The sequence below is a fragment of the Bacillus alkalisoli genome, from assembly GCF_002797415.1.
In the GTDB taxonomy this organism is placed as follows: domain Bacteria; phylum Bacillota; class Bacilli; order Bacillales; family Bacillaceae_I; genus Bacillus_CD; species Bacillus_CD alkalisoli.
Genome location: NZ_KZ454944.1, coordinates 3,237,647 through 3,256,535, shown reverse-complemented (window position 1 = coordinate 3,256,535; position 18,889 = coordinate 3,237,647). Strand labels below are relative to the sequence as shown.

At 40.1% G+C, this 18,889-nt stretch carries 14 protein-coding genes, 17 tRNA genes and 3 rRNA genes; 31 read left to right on the top strand and 3 right to left on the bottom strand.

Translation table 11 applies throughout. The features are described 5' to 3' along the window. The first annotated feature begins 2 nt into the window (after positions 1-2). On the top strand, positions 3-788 hold the full coding sequence (locus tag CDZ89_RS16345; protein ID WP_096155474.1) for an ABC transporter permease: 786 nt from the start codon (positions 3-5) through the stop codon (positions 786-788). 66 nt (positions 789-854) lie between these two features. Further along, a complete protein-coding gene (locus CDZ89_RS16340; RefSeq protein WP_096155473.1) occupies positions 855-1,277 on the top strand; it encodes a potassium channel family protein in 423 nt (140 codons plus the stop codon). A 118-nt stretch (positions 1,278-1,395) separates the two neighbouring features. On the opposite strand, the gene CDZ89_RS16335 is transcribed toward CDZ89_RS16340, so the two are convergent. Then, positions 1,396-1,596, bottom strand: a complete 201-nt coding sequence (locus CDZ89_RS16335; RefSeq protein WP_096155472.1) for a hypothetical protein — start codon at positions 1,594-1,596, stop codon at positions 1,396-1,398. 132 nt (positions 1,597-1,728) lie between these two features. Between CDZ89_RS16335 and bcp the strand changes: the two genes are divergently transcribed. The 5 genes from bcp to perR all read left to right on the top strand — a co-directional run bounded on the left by bcp (position 1,729) and on the right by perR (position 6,403). Beyond that, complete coding sequence (gene bcp / locus CDZ89_RS16330; protein ID WP_096155471.1) at positions 1,729-2,196, top strand: thioredoxin-dependent thiol peroxidase; 468 nt, start codon at positions 1,729-1,731, stop codon at positions 2,194-2,196. A gap of 376 nt (positions 2,197-2,572) precedes the next feature. Next, a complete protein-coding gene (locus tag CDZ89_RS16325; protein ID WP_096155470.1) occupies positions 2,573-4,126 on the top strand; it encodes an AbgT family transporter in 1,554 nt (517 codons plus the stop codon). Positions 4,127-4,242: 116 nt separating this feature from the next. Beyond that, on the top strand, positions 4,243-5,199 hold the full coding sequence (locus CDZ89_RS16320) for a D-2-hydroxyacid dehydrogenase (protein ID WP_096155469.1): 957 nt from the start codon (positions 4,243-4,245) through the stop codon (positions 5,197-5,199). Between the two features lies 1 nt (position 5,200). After that, the gene (locus CDZ89_RS16315) at positions 5,201-5,755 is read left to right on the top strand and encodes a cob(I)yrinic acid a,c-diamide adenosyltransferase (RefSeq protein ID WP_096155468.1); all 555 of its coding nucleotides are present in this window, start codon (positions 5,201-5,203) and stop codon (positions 5,753-5,755) included. Between the two features lie 213 nt (positions 5,756-5,968). Continuing rightward, the gene (gene perR / locus CDZ89_RS16310) at positions 5,969-6,403 is read left to right on the top strand and encodes a peroxide-responsive transcriptional repressor PerR (RefSeq protein WP_176483759.1); all 435 of its coding nucleotides are present in this window, start codon (positions 5,969-5,971) and stop codon (positions 6,401-6,403) included. Positions 6,404-6,422: 19 nt separating this feature from the next. Here perR and CDZ89_RS16305 read toward each other — a convergent pair whose 3' ends face one another. Beyond that, complete coding sequence (locus CDZ89_RS16305; RefSeq protein ID WP_096155466.1) at positions 6,423-6,782, bottom strand: YgzB family protein; 360 nt, start codon at positions 6,780-6,782, stop codon at positions 6,423-6,425. A 280-nt stretch (positions 6,783-7,062) separates the two neighbouring features. Here CDZ89_RS16305 and CDZ89_RS16300 point away from each other — a divergent pair, with 280 nt between their 5' ends. From CDZ89_RS16300 to CDZ89_RS16200, 21 genes are all read left to right on the top strand, one after another. After that, positions 7,063-7,929, top strand: a complete 867-nt coding sequence (locus CDZ89_RS16300) for a nucleotidyltransferase-like protein (RefSeq protein ID WP_100334005.1) — start codon at positions 7,063-7,065, stop codon at positions 7,927-7,929. Between the two features lie 326 nt (positions 7,930-8,255). Further along, positions 8,256-9,856, top strand: a 16S ribosomal RNA gene (locus CDZ89_RS16295). A gap of 289 nt (positions 9,857-10,145) precedes the next feature. Beyond that, a 23S ribosomal RNA gene (locus CDZ89_RS16290) occupies positions 10,146-13,095 on the top strand. A gap of 131 nt (positions 13,096-13,226) precedes the next feature. After that, a 5S ribosomal RNA gene (gene rrf / locus CDZ89_RS16285) occupies positions 13,227-13,343 on the top strand. The 16S, 23S and 5S rRNA genes sit together here with 17 tRNA genes alongside, the layout of an rRNA operon. Positions 13,344-13,357: 14 nt before the next feature. Continuing rightward, a tRNA-Asn gene (locus CDZ89_RS16280) sits at positions 13,358-13,432 on the top strand. Between the two features lie 4 nt (positions 13,433-13,436). Continuing rightward, positions 13,437-13,528: transfer RNA gene (locus CDZ89_RS16275), tRNA-Ser, on the top strand. Positions 13,529-13,544: 16 nt separating this feature from the next. Continuing rightward, a tRNA-Glu gene (locus CDZ89_RS16270) sits at positions 13,545-13,619 on the top strand. A gap of 35 nt (positions 13,620-13,654) precedes the next feature. After that, a tRNA-Val gene (locus tag CDZ89_RS16265) sits at positions 13,655-13,730 on the top strand. A gap of 71 nt (positions 13,731-13,801) precedes the next feature. Then, positions 13,802-13,878 (top strand) — tRNA-Met (locus tag CDZ89_RS16260). A gap of 1 nt (position 13,879) precedes the next feature. Further along, positions 13,880-13,955 (top strand) — tRNA-Asp (locus CDZ89_RS16255). A 6-nt stretch (positions 13,956-13,961) separates the two neighbouring features. Beyond that, positions 13,962-14,037, top strand: a tRNA-Phe gene (locus CDZ89_RS16250). Between the two features lie 19 nt (positions 14,038-14,056). Next, positions 14,057-14,132: transfer RNA gene (locus tag CDZ89_RS16245), tRNA-Thr, on the top strand. A gap of 7 nt (positions 14,133-14,139) precedes the next feature. Continuing rightward, positions 14,140-14,223, top strand: a tRNA-Tyr gene (locus CDZ89_RS16240). Positions 14,224-14,258: 35 nt separating this feature from the next. Beyond that, positions 14,259-14,332 (top strand) — tRNA-Trp (locus tag CDZ89_RS16235). Positions 14,333-14,347: 15 nt separating this feature from the next. Further along, a tRNA-His gene (locus CDZ89_RS16230) sits at positions 14,348-14,423 on the top strand. 55 nt (positions 14,424-14,478) lie between these two features. Beyond that, positions 14,479-14,553 (top strand) — tRNA-Gln (locus tag CDZ89_RS16225). Between the two features lie 3 nt (positions 14,554-14,556). After that, positions 14,557-14,631, top strand: a tRNA-Gly gene (locus CDZ89_RS16220). 12 nt (positions 14,632-14,643) lie between these two features. Then, positions 14,644-14,717: transfer RNA gene (locus tag CDZ89_RS16215), tRNA-Cys, on the top strand. Positions 14,718-14,741: 24 nt separating this feature from the next. Then, positions 14,742-14,830: transfer RNA gene (locus CDZ89_RS16210), tRNA-Leu, on the top strand. A 71-nt stretch (positions 14,831-14,901) separates the two neighbouring features. Beyond that, positions 14,902-14,983: transfer RNA gene (locus CDZ89_RS16205), tRNA-Leu, on the top strand. Positions 14,984-15,059: 76 nt separating this feature from the next. Continuing rightward, positions 15,060-15,133, top strand: a tRNA-Gly gene (locus CDZ89_RS16200). 132 nt (positions 15,134-15,265) lie between these two features. On the opposite strand, the gene CDZ89_RS16195 is transcribed toward CDZ89_RS16200, so the two are convergent. Next, entirely contained in the window at positions 15,266-15,931 is a 666-nt protein-coding gene (locus CDZ89_RS16195; RefSeq protein WP_100334004.1) for a B3/B4 domain-containing protein, read from the bottom strand. A 115-nt stretch (positions 15,932-16,046) separates the two neighbouring features. On the opposite strand from CDZ89_RS16195, the gene queG reads away from it, so the two are divergent. From queG to trmL, 3 genes are all read left to right on the top strand, one after another. Continuing rightward, a complete protein-coding gene (gene queG, locus CDZ89_RS16190; RefSeq protein ID WP_100334003.1) occupies positions 16,047-17,186 on the top strand; it encodes a tRNA epoxyqueuosine(34) reductase QueG in 1,140 nt (379 codons plus the stop codon). 121 nt (positions 17,187-17,307) lie between these two features. Next, a complete protein-coding gene (locus tag CDZ89_RS16185) occupies positions 17,308-18,192 on the top strand; it encodes an amidase domain-containing protein (protein ID WP_096155462.1) in 885 nt (294 codons plus the stop codon). Between the two features lie 78 nt (positions 18,193-18,270). Further along, on the top strand, positions 18,271-18,762 hold the full coding sequence (gene trmL, locus CDZ89_RS16180) for a tRNA (uridine(34)/cytosine(34)/5-carboxymethylaminomethyluridine(34)-2'-O)-methyltransferase TrmL (RefSeq protein WP_096155461.1): 492 nt from the start codon (positions 18,271-18,273) through the stop codon (positions 18,760-18,762). Positions 18,763-18,889: the final 127 nt, after the last annotated feature.

The window sequence follows — 18,889 nt, the reverse complement described above, 5'->3', positions numbered from 1 at the left end:
AAGTGTTTTATGTATCTATGTTTTTTCAATATATAGGGCAATACACAAAAACAAGGTTTCAGTATAGAGCGGACCTTGTAGTAGAACTCTTTTCTGACTTGCTCTTTCAAGCAGTAAACTTAGTATTTATATTAGTTGTGTTCGGCCATACTCAATTACTTGGAGGGTGGAGTAGGGAAGAAATCATTTTTATCTATGGTTTTTTCTTAGTTCCTTACGCTTTATTTTCGGCATTTTTTAATATATGGGATTTTAATGAGAGGTACATTGTAAGGGGAGAAATGGACCGTATTTTAACTAGGCCCATCCATAGTCTCTTTCAAGTTATTTTAGAGCGAATGGAATTAGAGTCTTTATTTGGAGCTATAACTGGGATAGCGATTATGTTTTATGCGGGGAGTATTTTAGGTCTTTCTTTTGCTTGGTATGATATTTTTATTTTCTTCTTGTTCGTTATTGGTGGAACTTTAGTTTACGCTGGGATTTTTGTTATGTTAGCTAGCATAGGATTTTGGTCTGATGCGAGAACATCTATCATGCCAATGATGTACAATATCGGAAATTATGGGCGTTATCCGGTAGACATATATAATCGAGTGATTCGTTATGTGTTAACGTGGATTTTACCTTTTGCATTTGTAGGGGTGTATCCTTCTGCCTATTTTCTTGGTAGATCAGAATGGTATTCATATGCATTCTTAACACCAGTAGTTGGGACTGTATTTTTTATCTTATCTGTTTTAATCTGGAACAAAGGAGTTACAAAATATCGTGGTGCAGGAAACTAGTCATATGTCATCTTAGACGGGCGTATATTTTATTGATAAGCATGTCCGATAGTAAGGAAGTGGCATATGGTGTTGTGGGTTGTGTTATTTGGCATCATTATTTTATCTATTGTAATGAGTTTAGTTCATATGTTTTCACCTAGAGATAAAAAGAAGAGTGTGCTGTTTATATCAAAAGAGACGTTAATTTTATTATTACTTGTGTATGCGACGTTAGTTGTTTCTTTTGGATTAATTTATAGTATCCTTCATATGAACAGCTTTCCTATTTTAATTGAAGGGGGAAAAGTGATCTCTGCAGAGTTCCCAAGTGTTGTCCTTTCTTCTATATACTTTAGTGCAGTGACAATGTTAACGGTCGGATATGGAGATATAACCCCAATAGGAATTGGAAGAGCCATTGCGTCCTTTCAAGCTTTAATAGGATATATCATGCCAGCAGCGTTTGTTGTGAGGATTGTATTAGATATGGAACACCGAGAAGAGTAGACGGGAGTTATATAAAATATTATGGGGCATTCCAACAGTCGACGACGACATTTCGGATGCCCTTTTTACATTTTTACACCTATATTAATACCTCTTTTTGTCTTTGAGTGATTAAAAACTACAAATTCTCATTTTGCTGTTTAATTTCCCCTTCATTTAAGAAATTGTTCGTCGCTTCTAAAGCTTTATGTTCATTCACTGAATCAGGATATTTATTCTCCATGCTCTCCAATGGCTGAGTAGCGCTTTCTCTCGCTATTGCACTTATGTTAGGTTCTTTAGGTTGTGTAACAGGTTGACGGTGTTCTTCGTTTCGCATCCTATTCGCCTCCAGTTATAATTTCCCCTAGTTTAAGCAAAAACTAGTTCTAGCATGCAACCTTTTAATTTGAATTGTCCTAACGCATACGATACCCTTATACATAACAAGATTTTATAGGAGGAATAAACGATGACAATTGAAATTGGAAATAAAGCACCTGATTTTGAACTACAAACCGAAAAAGGTGAAAGTGTAAAACTGTCTGATTATAAAGGGAAAAACGTTGTATTATACTTTTATCCAAAAGACATGACACCTGGATGTACGACACAGGCATGCGACTTCCGTGATAATCATGAAGATTTCTCCGAACTAGATACAGTGATTTTAGGAGTAAGTCCAGACCCAATGGATAAACACCAAAAGTTTATTGAAAAACACGGCTTACCATTTTCTTTATTAGTGGATGAAGATCATAAAGTAGCAGAACTATACGATGTTTGGAAACTAAAAAAGAACTTCGGGAAAGAATATATGGGCATCGAAAGATCCACGTTTATTATTAATAAAGATGGCGAGCTTGTGAAAGAATGGAGAAAAGTACGAGTCAAGGATCATGTAGAAGAAGCACTTCAGTTTATAAAAGAGAATTTATAGTTGCCTATTTTTCAAAAATGAGGTCAAACGTCTAAAACAAATATAGACAATCGGGAGTACTTTATAGTGTAGGGCATACCTCCTCGAAAGTTATTTTAAGTGCAAGCACACAAGCTTGCACTCTTTTTGTGTTTTCATTTCTTTAGAAACTATTGTGCGCATAACTAAATTTACTTAAAAGAATAAGTTTGGGTAAACCCTTGTGTGGAAAGCCTTCTATGTACTATTAACAAAAAAGGGTTAATTTTTCGAAAAAAAGACCAATTCTGTATTTTAACAGACCCCTTCCGCGAGAAACTGTTATACATTATACTGAAAACTGGTTTTTTAAATATATTTTTTGAAAATTGGCGAGATTGAGAAAGGGGTAAACCTAATGGATACAACGCAGAATAAGAAGCGTGGTATATTAATGCGTTCTTTAGATGGTATCGAACGTGTTGGTAACAAGCTTCCACATCCCGTTACGTTGTTTGCAATTTTTGCACTATTAGTAATTATTTTATCAGGAGTATTCGCAAAACTGGGTGTGCAAGTGGAAGACCCAATTAATGAAGGTGAAATGCTTCAAGTTAAAAGCTTAATGAGTAAAGAAGGTATACAATATATCTTTGAAAGTGCTGTAAAGAACTTCACAGGATTTGCTCCACTAGGAACAGTACTTGTAACGATGATCGGTATTGGTATCGCTGAGCGTTCTGGCTTAATAAGTGCCGCGTTACGTGGCTTAGTAACCTCTGTACCAAAGCAGTTAATGACAGCTGCTCTAGTATTTGGTGGTATTATGTCAAGTATGGCTGCCGATGCTGGTTATGTAGTATTAGTACCACTTGGTGCTGTATTATTTGCAGGACTTGGTCGTCATCCTTTAGCTGGACTAGCTGCAGCTTTTGCTGGTGTATCAGCTGGATTCAGTGCTAACCTTTTACTAACATCATTAGATCCACTACTAGGTGGGCTAACCATCCAAGCTGCTGAAACGGTTAACCCAGAATATGCTGCTGGAATGAACTACATGATGAACTATTATTTCATGGTAGCTTCCGTATTTGTTTTAACAATAGTGGGTACATTCGTTACAGATAGAATCGTTGAACCACGTTTAGGTACGTACAAAGGTTCATTTAATGAACACGAAGTAAGTTACTTAAAACCTGAAGAGAAAAAAGGTTTATGGGCTGCTTTATTTGCATTCATTGGCACAATTGCAGTATTAGCGTTATTAGTAGTTCCTTCATGGGGACCATTACGTGGAGAAGGTACAATTTTAGAAGCTCCATTCTTCCAAACGTTAGTACCGATTATTTTAATAATGTTCTTCGTACCTGGTTTAGTTTATGGAATTATCACTAAGTCCATTAAGAGCGACAAAGACGTTGCGAACCAAATGTCAGAAACAATGGCTACTATGGGTGCGTACATCGTATTAGCATTCGTAGCTGGTCAGTTCGTTGCTTACTTTAATGAAACAAAACTAGGAACAGTTATGGCTGTTAATGGCGCGGAATTTATTCAAGGTGTAGGTTTCCAAGGCGAAAATATGTTTAGTAGCATTATGCTAATCTTAGTCTTTATTGTCGTAGCTGGTTTTATCAACTTATTCATCGGTAGTGCGTCTGCGAAGTGGGCTATTATGGCACCTGTTTTCGTACCAATGATGATGAACTTAGGATACTCACCTGAATTAACACAGTTAGCTTACCGTCTAGCTGATTCTACAACAAACGTAATTTCACCGTTAATGCCATACTTTGCTATCGTAATTGCCTTTGCGCAAAAGTACGATAAAAAAGTAGGTATCGGTACATTAATTTCTACAATGCTTCCATATTCGATCTTCTTCTCGATTGTATGGATGGTAATGTTGATTGTATGGATGTTGACGGGGGTTCCACTAGGACCTGGTGCACCGATAAACTATCCTGGATAATAAATTTATTAAAAAACCGCCCGCTTGTTTTTGGACAGGTAGGCGGTTTTTTTTATATGATGTTATAAACAAACGTATAAAAATGAAGAACGAAACATCGCAAAGGGGATGAGGTAGTGTTAGTTGTTTCCACCTTTTTAATAAGAGAAGAAAAGTTACTAGAAGATTTGAAGAACGATTTTCCGAATGTTACATTTGAGTTTTATAAATCAATAAAAGAAGTACCTGCAACTTCTATGTCAACAGCTGAAGTCATTCTTACTTATGGAACAGACTTAACTTCCGAGGATATTTCTACAGCAAGCAAACTAAAATGGATTATGGTTGCATCCGCTGGAGTGGAAAAATTACCGTTCGCTGAAATAAAAGAAAGAAATATATTAGTAACAAATGCAAAAGGTATTCATGGCGTACCGATGGCTGAATATACACTAGCAATGATCTTACAAGTGACTAGGTCAGTTAAAACGTTAATAAAGTATGAGATGGAAGAGGAATGGAATAGAAAGGTTCCTACAACAGAACTAAGTGGGAAAACAATAACGATTATAGGTGCAGGTGCGATAGGAACTGAAATTGCCAAACTTGCACAAGCTTTTAATATAAATACGATTGGGGTAAATAGAAGTGGTAAGCCAGTAGACTATTTCGACGAAATATATAAAATGTCACACTTGGAAGAAGCGTTACAAAAGGGTGATTTTATTGTTTCTGTTTTACCAAGTACAAACGAAACGAAGTACATTATAGATAAACATCATTTTAATATAATGAAAGAAAGTGCAATATTTATTAATATTGGAAGAGGAGATTTAGTTAAAGAAGATATATTAATACAGTCACTAACTAAAAACGAAATATTTCATGCTGTATTAGATGTCTTTGAAACCGAACCACTTCCAAAAGGTCATCCCCTTTGGAAAATGGATAATGTGACGGTAACACCTCATATATCAAGTATCACACAAAATTACCAACCAAGAGCGCTGAATATTTTTGCTAACAATTTAAAATGTTACTTAAAACAAGACGATAATTATATAAATCGTATTGATGTCGAGAGGGGATATTAAGATGAAGATATACACTAGAACAGGAGATAAAGGTCAAACTTCTTTAGTATATGGTCAGAGAGTGAACAAAAATGACCAACGAGTAGAAGCTTACGGTACATGTGATGAAGCCAATTCAATGATAGGATTAGCTATCTCCTATTTAGATGAAGAAAACTTTGAAAAAAAAGAATTGCTTGTTCAGTGTTTATTAAAAATACAAACCATTCTATTCCATGTTGGAGCAGAATTAGCAACACCACAAGGTAAAGAAGTGAAGTGGAAATTAACGGATGATCATATTAAAGAATTAGAAAGTGAAATGGATACATTAAGTGAGGTATTACCACCATTAAAAAACTTCATTCTTCCTGGTGGATCCAAAAGTGGAGCTACTCTTCATTGTGCAAGGACGATTGTCAGAAGAGCTGAAAGAAGTGCAGTAAGCATTCATGATGGTATTTCCCCTAACGTCTTATCTTACTTGAATAGGTTGTCAGACTATTTATTTGTTGCGGGTAGGTACGTAAATGCTCAAGTAAAAAAAGCGGAACCTGAATTGCGTCCTGAGGTTTGATTGTTTTGATTAAAACATAGAGTAAAGTAGGTTATAAATGCGTTTTAATGAAGGCGAAATGAGTTTCGGATTGCTAAACATTCTGTTTGGTAATACAAGATGAAACGCACTTTAACAACACGTAAAAAAATTGACAAAAATATGAATAACATAGTAGACTATTTATAAATATTATAAAGTAAGAAATCTTATAGAAAAGTGAGGTGCATGGCGGTGGCAAACGAACAATTGAAAGAAGCGCTTGAAACGTTGAAACAAACTGGAGTTCGCATAACTCCACAACGTCATGCGATATTAGATTATTTAATTCAATCTATGTCACACCCTACAGCTGACGATATATATAAAGCACTTGAAGGTAAATTTCCTAACATGAGTGTTGCAACTGTGTATAATAACTTGCGAGTTTTCAAAGAAGTAGGACTTGTAAAAGAATTAACATATGGAGATAATTCAAGTCGTTTTGATTATGTTACAACAGATCATTATCACCTTATTTGTGATAGTTGTGGTAAGATAGTCGATTTTCACTATCCTGGTTTAGATGAAGTAGAGGCATTAGCTGCTCACGTAACTGGATTTAAAGTTAGTCGTCATCGTATGGAGATATATGGGATTTGTCCGGAGTGCGACAAAGGTGCGCATTAAAAAGGATGGAAGGTATCTATTACCTGCCATCCTTCTTTTTTTGATTATATTTTTCGTCAAACTCTTTTCCTTCAAGACTAGGGTCAAGTGTAAGTGTTTCATTACAGTACATACACATATCAACTCTACCTAAAACTTTCGTTGGTTTACCACATGTTGGACAAACAACCTGAACGGCTTTTGTCGATAGCATTCCAATCCAAAAATAAACAACCGTACTAGCAACAATAGCCAATAAACCAAGTAACATAAAAATTGTCATTACTAACATGTTACTTTGAAAGAAAATGCCAATGTACATAATGAAGAAACCTATAAAGATTAATGATAAAGCAAAAGTTCTAATCTTATTTATTTTACTTGAATATTTGCGAGCCAAGATAATCCCTCCTAATTTGATATAATATCATAAAAAAATAAAAATGGCTTAAGAAACAAATCTATATTAAAATAATTGAGTACATAATGAAAACGTATAACTAATAAAAGAATATTCCATTTAAACTTAGATAGTAATCTACTACTATTATATATTACTATTTTTATTCGTTTTAATTAACCGAACCGAAATAATGGAATAAATTCAAATGAAAAAAAGGTTTCAATAGAATTGTGTCGAATAAAATCGTATAAACTGTTTTCTTGGAGTGATAAATAAAATGGAAGATCTTCTTCGTCCAATATACCAAGAGCGTGCAAGTCAATCTAACACACTTGGAATATTAATGATAGAGAAAAGAAATCCGATAAGTCCTAATACTGATAAATTTGATGTTATCCTACTGATGATTGTAAAGGAGTTAGAAGACTCATTATTTGTAAAACATTATGAGCTTCAAGACAAAAAAGCGGCTCTCTTCATAGTAGAAGAATCAAAGCTAAACGAATGGGTCATGCTAGGTACGAATCGTAGAATAATTGATTGGTTAACAAATGGTAAAGTGTTGTTTGATCGTAATGAATTTATTTATAACCTTAGAGAAAGATTAGATGAGTTTCCAATTGAAGAAAGAAAAATGAAGATTGGTTTAGAGTTTGCTAAACTAATTAGAAGATACTTAGAAGGTAAAGACTTCTTTGATTCAAAGCATTCACTAGATGCTTACAATCACATTGTTCATTCTTTGCATCATTTAGCTAGACTTTCTGTTATTGAACATGGCTTCCACCCTGAACTAACAGTATGGAATCAAGTCAAACAAATTGAGCCGCAAATTTATAAGTTATATCAAGAATTAATAGAAGGTAATGAATCAATAGACAAACGAATAGAGTTATTATTTTTAGCGAGTGAATTCTTAATCCATACAAGAACACAAATAGGCGCACAACATATGATAGAGATTTTGAAAACAAAAACTGACGTATGGTCTTATAATGATATGATTCACCATCCAGAGCTATCCAAATACTCAGTGGATTTGAGTGTGATGCTTGAGTACCTAGTAGAGAAAAAGATGATTCAAGTTGCAAAAATAGAAACAAAAGGTACAGGAGTATATCATAGAAGATATATAGTGATATAGAAGTTTTATATGGATAGAGATTAATCAAACTCTATCCATAAAAAACTTTAAAAATTATTTCAGAAAAGTTATTGACTCTTTTTTTTTTCCATGATATATTAATAAACGTCGCTGAGATACGAGTTATCGAAAGTGAATAGAAAGAAAAAACATGTTGACGAAAAATGATCAGTGTGTTATATTAATAAAGTCGCTTCTGAGCGATTAGTTAAAAAATGTTCTTTGAAAACTAAACAAAACAACAGCGTGTAAGTTAATCTTTAAGATTAACAATAAACAATTAATTTGACATTAGTCAGCAACAAAATGAGCATAAGCTCAAACACTCTTCGGAGAGTTTGATCCTGGCTCAGGACGAACGCTGGCGGCGTGCCTAATACATGCAAGTCGAGCGAATCTGATAAAAGCTTGCTTTTATCAGATTAGCGGCGGACGGGTGAGTAACACGTGGGCAACCTGCCTGTAAGACTGGGATAACTTCGGGAAACCGGAGCTAATACCGGATAATATAAAGAACCTCCTGGTTCTTTATTGAAAGATGGTTTCGGCTATCACTTACAGATGGGCCCGCGGCGCATTAGCTAGTTGGTGAGGTAACGGCTCACCAAGGCAACGATGCGTAGCCGACCTGAGAGGGTGATCGGCCACACTGGGACTGAGACACGGCCCAGACTCCTACGGGAGGCAGCAGTAGGGAATCTTCCACAATGGACGAAAGTCTGATGGAGCAACGCCGCGTGAGCGATGAAGGCCTTCGGGTCGTAAAGCTCTGTTGTTAGGGAAGAACAAGTACCGGAGTAACTGCCGGTACCTTGACGGTACCTAACCAGAAAGCCACGGCTAACTACGTGCCAGCAGCCGCGGTAATACGTAGGTGGCAAGCGTTGTCCGGAATTATTGGGCGTAAAGCGCGCGCAGGCGGTTTCTTAAGTCTGATGTGAAAGCCCACGGCTCAACCGTGGAGGGTCATTGGAAACTGGGAAACTTGAGTGCAGAAGAGGAAAGTGGAATTCCACGTGTAGCGGTGAAATGCGTAGAGATGTGGAGGAACACCAGTGGCGAAGGCGACTTTCTGGTCTGTAACTGACGCTGAGGCGCGAAAGCGTGGGGAGCAAACAGGATTAGATACCCTGGTAGTCCACGCCGTAAACGATGAGTGCTAAGTGTTAGGGGGTTTCCGCCCCTTAGTGCTGCAGCTAACGCATTAAGCACTCCGCCTGGGGAGTACGGTCGCAAGACTGAAACTCAAAGGAATTGACGGGGGCCCGCACAAGCGGTGGAGCATGTGGTTTAATTCGAAGCAACGCGAAGAACCTTACCAGGTCTTGACATCCTTTTGCCTTCCCTAGAGATAGGGCGTTCCCCTTCGGGGGACAAAAGTGACAGGTGGTGCATGGTTGTCGTCAGCTCGTGTCGTGAGATGTTGGGTTAAGTCCCGCAACGAGCGCAACCCTTGATCTTAGTTGCCAGCATTAAGTTGGGCACTCTAAGATGACTGCCGGTGACAAACCGGAGGAAGGTGGGGATGACGTCAAATCATCATGCCCCTTATGACCTGGGCTACACACGTGCTACAATGGACGGTACAAAGGGCAGCAAAACCGCGAGGTCGAGCCAATCCCATAAAACCGTTCTCAGTTCGGATTGTAGGCTGCAACTCGCCTACATGAAGCTGGAATCGCTAGTAATCGCGGATCAGCATGCCGCGGTGAATACGTTCCCGGGCCTTGTACACACCGCCCGTCACACCACGAGAGTTTGTAACACCCGAAGTCGGTGGGGTAACCTGGGCACAACTTAGCCTCTTATAATTATGATAGGAAGTTAAGTTGTGCCTAGGAGCCAGCCGCCTAAGGTGGGACAGATGATTGGGGTGAAGTCGTAACAAGGTAGCCGTATCGGAAGGTGCGGCTGGATCACCTCCTTTCTAAGGAATAATACGCTTGTTGTTTTGTTTAGTTTTGAGAGAGCATTCCTCTTTCAAACTTTGAGATAGGTTTGAAGCGAGCAGGTCGAGGAAGCGACTGAGTGAGCACCGGAGTTTACTTAAGGGTAAATGAGGATGTGAACGAAGGAGCTGACGAAGAGATGCGAAGCTTAAAAGCTATCGAAAAATGTTCTTTGAAAACTAGATAACATAAGTAATGTCAAGATACATCAAAAGTATCGTTCATCTTAGTAAATTTTCTTTATTAGATATCTATTCGCGATATCGAGGTTAAGTTATTAAGGGCGCACGGTGGATGCCTTGGCACTAGGAGCCGATGAAGGACGGGACTAACACCGATATGCTTTGGGGAGCTGTAAGTGAGTTTTGATCCAGAGATTTCCGAATGGGGAAACCCACTACTCGTAATGGAGTAGTATCTTTACCTGAATACATAGGGTAACGAAGGCAGACCCGGGGAACTGAAACATCTAAGTACCCGGAGGAAGAGAAAGCAAACGCGATTTCCTGAGTAGCGGCGAGCGAAACGGAATTAGCCCAAACCAAGAGGCTTGCCTCGTGGGGTTGTAGGACACTCAACATGGAGTTACAAAGGAACGGGGTAAATGAAGCGACCTGGAAAGGTCAGCCGTAGAAGGTAAAAGCCCTGTAGTTGAAACTTCGTTCCCTCCTGAGTGGATCCTGAGTACGGCGGGACACGAGACATCCCGTCGGAAGCAGGGAGGACCATCTCCCAAGGCTAAATACTACCTAGTGACCGATAGTGAACCAGTACCGTGAGGGAAAGGTGAAAAGCACCCCGGAAGGGGAGTGAAAAGATCCTGAAACCGTGTGCCTACAAGTAGGTAGAGCCCTATGTTTTTTCTTCGGAAAAAACCTGGGTGATAGCGTGTCTTTTGTAGAATGAACCGGCGAGTTACGATCCCGTGCAAGGTTAAGTCGATGAGACGGAGCCGTAGCGAAAGCGAGTCTGAATAGGGCGAATGAGTACGTGGTCGTAGACCCGAAACCAGGTGATCTACCCATGTCCAGGGTGAAGTTCAGGTAACACTGAATGGAGGCCCGAACCCACGCACGTTGAAAAGTGCGGGGATGAGGTGTGGGTAGGGGTGAAATGCCAATCGACCCTGGAGATAGCTGGTTCTCTCCGAAATAGCTTTAGGGCTAGCCTCATGTGTTAGAGTCTTGGAGGTAGAGCACTGATTGGACTAGGGGCCCTCATCGGGTTACCGAATTCAGTCAAACTCCGAATGCCAAAGACTTATCCATGGGAGTCAGACTGCGAGTGATAAGATCCGTAGTCAAGAGGGAAACAGCCCAGACCGCCAGCTAAGGTCCCAAAGTATACGTTAAGTGGAAAAGGATGTGGAGTTGCTTAGACAACCAGGATGTTGGCTTAGAAGCAGCCACCATTTAAAGAGTGCGTAATAGCTCACTGGTCGAGTGACTCTGCGCCGAAAATGTACCGGGGCTAAACGTATCACCGAAGCTGCGGACTGTTCTTACGAACAGTGGTAGGAGAGCGTTCTGAGGGCGTTGAAGCTAGACCGTAAGGACTGGTGGCGCGCTTAGAAGTGAGAATGCCGGTATGAGTAGCGAAAGATGGGTGAGAATCCCATCCACTGAATGCCTAAGGTTTCCTGAGGAAGGCTCGTCCGCTCAGGGTTAGTCAGGACCTAAGCCGAGGCCGAAAGGCGTAGGCGATGGATAACAGGTTGATATTCCTGTACCACCTTCACTCCGTTTGAGCAATGGGGGGACGCAGGAGGATAGGGTAAGCGCGCTGTTGGATATGCGCGTCCAAGCAGTAAGGCTGAGAAGTAGGCAAATCCGCTTCTCATAAAGGCTGAGCTGTGATGGCGAGGGAAATTTAGTACCGAAGTTCCTGATTTCACACTGCCAAGAAAAGCCTCTAGCGAGGAGAATGGTGCCTGTACCGCAAACCGACACAGGTAGGCGAGGAGAGAATCCTAAGGTGAGCGAGAGAACTCTGGTTAAGGAACTCGGCAAAATGACCCCGTAACTTCGGGAGAAGGGGTGCTCTGTTAGGGTGTTAAAGCCCGAGAGAGCCGCAGTGAATAGGCCCAGGCGACTGTTTAGCAAAAACACAGGTCTCTGCGAAGCCGCAAGGCGAAGTATAGGGGCTGACGCCTGCCCGGTGCTGGAAGGTTAAGGGGAGAGGTTAGCGCAAGCGAAGCTTTGAACCGAAGCCCCAGTAAACGGCGGCCGTAACTATAACGGTCCTAAGGTAGCGAAATTCCTTGTCGGGTAAGTTTCGACCCGCACGAAAGGCGTAACGATCTGGGCACTGTCTCAACCAGAGACTCGGTGAAATTATAGTACCTGTGAAGATGCAGGTTACCCGCGACAGGACGGAAAGACCCCGTGGAGCTTTACTGTAGCCTGATATTGAATTTTGGTACAGCTTGTACAGGATAGGTAGGAGCCTGAGAAGCCGGAGCGCTAGCTTCGGTGGAGGCGTCGGTGGGATAGTACCCTGGCTGTATTGAAATTCTAACCCGCACCCCTAATCGGGGTGGGAGACAGTGTCAGGTGGGCAGTTTGACTGGGGCGGTCGCCTCCTAAAGAGTAACGGAGGCGCCCAAAGGGTCCCTCAGAATGGTTGGAAATCATTCGTAGAGGGTAAAGGCACAAGGGAGCTTGACTGCGAGACCTACAAGTCGAGCAGGGACGAAAGTCGGGCTTAGTGATCCGGTGGTTCCGCATGGAAGGGCCATCGCTCAACGGATAAAAGCTACCCCGGGGATAACAGGCTTAGCTCCCCCAAGAGTCCACATCGACGGGGAGGTTTGGCACCTCGATGTCGGCTCATCGCATCCTGGGGCTGTAGTCGGTCCCAAGGGTTGGGCTGTTCGCCCATTAAAGCGGTACGCGAGCTGGGTTCAGAACGTCGTGAGACAGTTCGGTCCCTATCCGTCGTGGGCGCAGGAAATTTGAGAGGAGCTGTCCTTAGTACGAGAGGACCGGGATGGACGCACCGCTGGTGTACCAGTTGTCTTGCCAAAGGCATAGCTGGGTAGCTACGTGCGGACGGGATAAGTGCTGAAAGCATCTACGCATGAAGCCCCCCTCAAGATGAGATTTCCTTTAGAGCAAGCTAGTAAGATCCCTGAAAGATAAGCAGGTAGATAGGTTCGAGGTGGAAGCGTGGCGACACGTGTAGCTGACGAATACTAATAGATCGAGGACTTAACCAAATTAGAACGATACAATCACTTTCTTGATATGAAAATATGTTATCTAGTTTTGAAGGAATATAAAAAAAGTGTGAAAAAACACTTGATTTTCTTCAAAGATATATTATAATAATATTTGTCTTTGAAAAATGTCTGGTAATGATGGCGAAGAGGCCACACCCGTTCCCATACCGAACACGGAAGTTAAGCTCTTCAGCGCCGATGGTAGTTGGGGGCTGTCCCCCTGCGAGAGTAGGACGTTGCCAGGCTATATATCCTTTATTCCACCATAGCTCAGCGGTAGAGCATTCGGCTGTTAACCGAAGGGTCGTAGGTTCGAATCCTACTGGTGGAGCCATTATGGAGAGCTGTCCGAGTGGCCGAAGGAGCACGATTGGAAATCGTGTAGACGGTCAACGCCGTCTCAAGGGTTCAAATCCCTTGCTCTCCGCCATTCTATCTAATATAACGGCCCGTTGGTCAAGCGGTTAAGACACCGCCCTTTCACGGCGGTAACACGGGTTCGAATCCCGTACGGGTCACCAAACTTTTTTTCAATGTAAAGAACTAGCCTTTATATGGAGGATTAGCTCAGCTGGGAGAGCACCTGCCTTACAAGCAGGGGGTCGGCGGTTCGATCCCGTCATCCTCCACCAAGATTTTTTCACGCTAGTGAAAATAATCTTCCTTTACTCACGCTAGTGAAATTAACTACCTATAATATTATCGCGGGGTGGAGCAGTCTGGTAGCTCGTCGGGCTCATAACCCGAAGGTCGTAGGTTCAAATCCTGCCCCCGCAACCAAGGTCCCGTGGTGTAGCGGTTAACATGCCTGCCTGTCACGCAGGAGATCGCCGGTTCGATCCCGGTCGGGACCGCCATATTTTGGCTCGGTAGCTCAGTTGGTAGAGCAATGGACTGAAAATCCATGTGTCGGCGGTTCGATTCCGTCCCGAGCCACCACTTATTTTAATATAATAATGCCGGTGTAGCTCAGTTGGTAGAGCAACTGACTTGTAATCAGTAGGTCGTGGGTTCGACTCCTATCGCCGGCACCATTAAGTCGGAGGGGTAGCGAAGTGGCTAAACGCGGCGGACTGTAAATCCGCTCCTTTGGGTTCGGCAGTTCGAATCTGCCCCCCTCCACCACTTATTTTTATAAAAACAGTAACATTTTTAATCATAGGGGCATAGTTTAACGGTAGAACAGAGGTCTCCAAAACCTCCGGTGTGGGTTCGATTCCTACTGCCCCTGCCAATAAATTTTAATATGGCGGGTGTGGCGAAGTGGTTAACGCACCTGATTGTGGTTCAGGCATTCGTGGGTTCGATTCCCATCATTCGCCCCATAAAATTTATAAAACAACCTAATAAAGATAGATAGATATATATGAAATACTTCATTGGGCTATAGCCAAGCGGTAAGGCATCGCACTTTGACTGCGACATGCGTTGGTTCGAATCCAGCTAGCCCAGCCATTTGCGGAAGTAGTTCAGTGGTAGAACACCACCTTGCCAAGGTGGGGGTCGCGGGTTCGAATCCCGTCTTCCGCTCCATTTATTTTATTAGGCGGCATAGCCAAGTGGTAAGGCAGAGGTCTGCAAAACCTTTACCACCGGTTCGAATCCGGTTGCCGCCTCCACTATATTGCCAACACTTAACCCTTGCCGGGGTGGCGGAACTGGCAGACGCACAGGACTTAAAATCCTGCGGTAGGTGACTACCGTACCGGTTCGATTCCGGTCCTCGGCACCAAGCTTTTTTCGCTAAGCGAAAATAAGCATCCTAAAAAACAAACTTATTACTTAACTATAAGATACTGTCAAGCCGGTGTGGCGGAATTGGCAGACGCGCGCGACTCAAAATCGCGTTCCTTCTGGAGTGTCGGTTCGACCCCGACCATCGGTATCATGAACAACATTGTAACAGGTCTAAAACCTGTTATATATTTTTGTCAAATAGTCGACAAATTTCGACAAAATATGCGGGTGTAGTTTAATGGTAAAACCTCAGCCTTCCAAGCTGATGTCGTGGGTTCGATTCCCATCACCCGCTCCATACATATTAACCAACGCAGTGTTTCGTTTTTATAAACGAAGTATTGCGTTTTTCCATATGTAAAAGAATACTTTGAAGAACTAGTATGATCAGAGAAAAATAAAAAGGAGAAGGAAGTAATTCCTTCACAGATTATGAAATAATACTAACTTCATATGTACCACCATGAACTTGTTGAAACATACTAGCAATGCTATTAAGCATGTTTCTGGCTTCAGAAGTATTCATAGAAGGTTTTAAGTATATAACATGAATAGCTTGTCTTGTTTCAGTAGTTACAGGTGTTCTTTTACTATCAATAAAAGGACTACCAAAAGGGCCAACCTGATCAACGCTATGTATTAAGTTTTGTAGATTAACTATGTTCCCATTCAACCCCTCGTAAGTTTCATTTCCGGTTCCAATACTAAATTCAACATTTCCTATGATTTTATTTAAATCATAAATACCAAATGGAATTTCATATTTAAGGGAGAAAAAGTTATTTAGGTCTACAGAAGAATTTATAGAAGGTAAGAATTGCGCCTTTTTCAATCTTCTATATAATGCTTCTACGGAAGGACGATAACGGTTCGGGTCTTTACCTAATTGTTTGAAAAGCTTTCTCCATTCTTGAACACCAGAAATAGAGGTAACTTCTTGCTCAAGCAAGTCTAAGTGACAAGATTCCTGAAATAACCTTATCCTACCTTTGAGCATTTGGGGAGAATCAGAAATTGTGATATCTTCATAATGTATGATACCAATCTTAAAATCAGGTAAAATATTTTTTATAGATGAATTTATGTTGAATTGCAAATGGAAACATCCTTTCAAATTAATTGTTTCAATAAACGAATTGTAATGAAGAAATTAACTCCACTTAAAGTTTATCATAAGTTTTCACTACATTAAAAATAAGGAGGTGTAGGTTATGAATATTTCTATATTAAAAGACGAGATTGTAAAATATAGTAAAGAAATTGGAATTGATAAAATTGGGTTTGCTAGTGCATCGCCATTTAGTGAACTAAAAGAACGATTAAAAATTCAGCAAGAAAATAAGTTTCAATCAGGCTTTGAAGAAGAAGATATAGAGAAAAGATCAAATCCAGACATTTTACTTCCAGGTGCAAAATCTATCATTGCCATTGCATTAGCTTATCCTTCTAAAATGAAGAACGCACCTCGAAGTACAAAAGAGGATCCTAGAGGCATTTTTTGTAGAGCATCGTGGGGCAAAGATTATCATCACATATTACGTGATCGTATGGAAAAGTTAGAATCTTTTTTAAAGGAAAAAGTTCCTCAAGTAATGTTAAAATCTATGGTTGATACTGGAGAACTATCCGATCGAGCTGTTGCTGAGCGTGCGGGTATAGGATGGAGTGCCAAAAACTGTTCGATTATTACGCCTGAATTTGGTTCTTACGTTTACTTAGGAGAAATTATTACAAATATACCTTTTGAAGCGGATAAGCCAATAGAAGACAATTGTGGAGAGTGTAATAAATGTGTGGAAGCATGTCCTACTGATGCACTTGTTCAAGGTGGACAATTGGATTCGAATAAGTGCATTGCCTTCCTAACACAAACAAAAGGATTTCTTCCTGAGCAATATCGTAAAAAGTTAGGTAATAGACTCTATGGTTGTGACACTTGTCAGACTGTTTGTCCTGAAAATAAAGGAAAAGACTTCCACCTTCATGTAGAAATGGAACCAAATCCAGAGATAGCAAAACCAAAGTTAAAACCGTTGTTAACTATTTCAAATCGAGAGTTTAAAGATAATTTTGGACATGTATCCGGTTCTTGGCGAGGAAAAAAACCAATACAACGAAATGCCATTATAGCACTTGCGCATTTTAAAGATGAATCAGCCTTACCTATTTTATATGAGCTACTATTCAAAGATACTAGGCCAGTAATCCGTGGAACCTCTGCTTGGGCAATAGCAAAAATAGGTGGTTTTGAAGAAATAGAAAATCTTCAAAAAGCATTACTAGTGGAAAAAGAAGAGAAAGTCTTAGAAGAAATTACAAACGGTATTTCTATCATTAAAAATAAGCAATGAACTAAGTCAAAGAGATGTATTTAACATCTCTTTTTTCTTTACATCAAACTCATACGTTTCACATGTAATACATGTTTCCTTCATACATTTAAGATTAGAAGTATGTTGGGAGGGGAAGTTCATGTACAAAGAGCTATTAAGAAATCATATAGAAGGTTTATTAGAGAACTATGTATACAAAAGTAATAGAACTGGACGCTATATTATGGTAGAAGATACGATTATCGCTAAAAAGGCTATGCATGAGGCTAGAGGGGCTGAAATTGTTAAGTGTAAAGCGAAGGGACGAATAGCTTCCATTGAAAATGAAGAAGGAAAACATGTTGCAAACTATGAACTGTACATTACTTATTTAATCAATCATAAGAACAAGCTTTATTTAGAGGAAGAAGTAGTACACAGAAAAGCAGAAATTATTGAAGGGGAATTGTATCGAGATATATTACTATCAGATGAAGGAAAAGGAAATGATATTGAGCTTTTACCATCAATGGAAGAAGAGCCTTTAGAAAGAGATATTAGATTTAAATATAACCGCTTAGAGGCAGTTAAATATGCGGAGAGATGGTGGAACAGTTATAACCCGCAATTTAAGAAGTTTGAAGTAGATTGTACTAATTATGTTTCGCAATGTTTAAATGCAGGTGGTGCAATAATGGTTGGATATCCAAACCGAAATAGTGGTTGGTGGATGCGGAGTCAAAATTGGAGTTTCTCCTGGTCCGTTGCCCATGCATTAAGGTGGTATTTACCGAAAGCAAAACAAGGATTAAGGTCAAAGGAAGTAGGTTCAGCACGGGAACTTATGCCCGGAGATGTTATTTGCTATGATTTTCAAGGTGATGGAAGGTTCGATCATAATACATTTGTAGTAGCTAAAGACCAAGATGGCATGCCACTAGTGAATGCACACACATCCAACAGTAGAATGAGGTATTGGGCTTACGAAGACTCAACAGCGTATACACCTAACATTAAATATAAATTCTTTCACATCATAGGTTAAAAAATAATATTGCTTATCCTAATGAATAGATGTATTGTTGTATAGTGAATAATTGTAGTAACAGATGAGGTGACTATTATGGGAATACATGTAGTTTTATATCAACCAGAGATACCAGCAAATACAGGGAATATTGCACGTACTTGTGCAGCTACTAATACAACGTTACACCTAATTAGACCTTTAGGATTCTCAACTGATGATAAAATGTTACGAAGAGCAGGATTAGACTATTGGGAATTTGTAAACGTTGTATACTATGACTCATTAGATGAGTTATTTGAGAAAAATAAAGAGGCAGAATTCTTCTTTATTACAAAGTTTGGCATGAAGCCACATACTTCTTTTGACTATAGTAATTTAGAAAAAGATTACTTCTTTGTTTTCGGAAGAGAAACAACAGGGCTTCCAAAAGACTTAATTCAAAATAATCTAGATAATTGCTTGCGTTTGCCGATGACTACTAACGTAAGATCGTTAAACTTGTCTAATACTGCAGCAATATTAGTTTATGAAGCGCTTCGCCAACAAGATTATCCAAACCTTTCTTTAGAGTTTCCAGAAGAATAAGAGTATAAATAAAGGGCTGTGATGGTTTTCATCACAGCCCTTTATTTATTAATATTATTATTTTTTGTTTGTACCAGGTTGTCCGTTATATCCAGCAGTGAAGATAGCTGTTAAGAAAGTTAAACAA

Coding starts and splice junctions, on each gene's coding strand:
- bcp (WP_096155471.1), top strand. CDS start 1,729: ATGACAATTGAAATTGGAAATAAAGCACCTGATTTTGAACTACAAACC.
- CDZ89_RS16185 (WP_096155462.1), top strand. CDS start 17,308: ATGTACAAAGAGCTATTAAGAAATCATATAGAAGGTTTATTAGAGAAC.
- CDZ89_RS16315 (WP_096155468.1), top strand. CDS start 5,201: ATGAAGATATACACTAGAACAGGAGATAAAGGTCAAACTTCTTTAGTA.
- CDZ89_RS16335 (WP_096155472.1), bottom strand. CDS start 1,596: ATGCGAAACGAAGAACACCGTCAACCTGTTACACAACCTAAAGAACCT.
- trmL (WP_096155461.1), top strand. CDS start 18,271: ATGGGAATACATGTAGTTTTATATCAACCAGAGATACCAGCAAATACA.
- queG (WP_100334003.1), top strand. CDS start 16,047: ATGAATATTTCTATATTAAAAGACGAGATTGTAAAATATAGTAAAGAA.
- CDZ89_RS16300 (WP_100334005.1), top strand. CDS start 7,063: ATGGAAGATCTTCTTCGTCCAATATACCAAGAGCGTGCAAGTCAATCT.
- CDZ89_RS16340 (WP_096155473.1), top strand. CDS start 855: ATGGTGTTGTGGGTTGTGTTATTTGGCATCATTATTTTATCTATTGTA.
- CDZ89_RS16325 (WP_096155470.1), top strand. CDS start 2,573: ATGGATACAACGCAGAATAAGAAGCGTGGTATATTAATGCGTTCTTTA.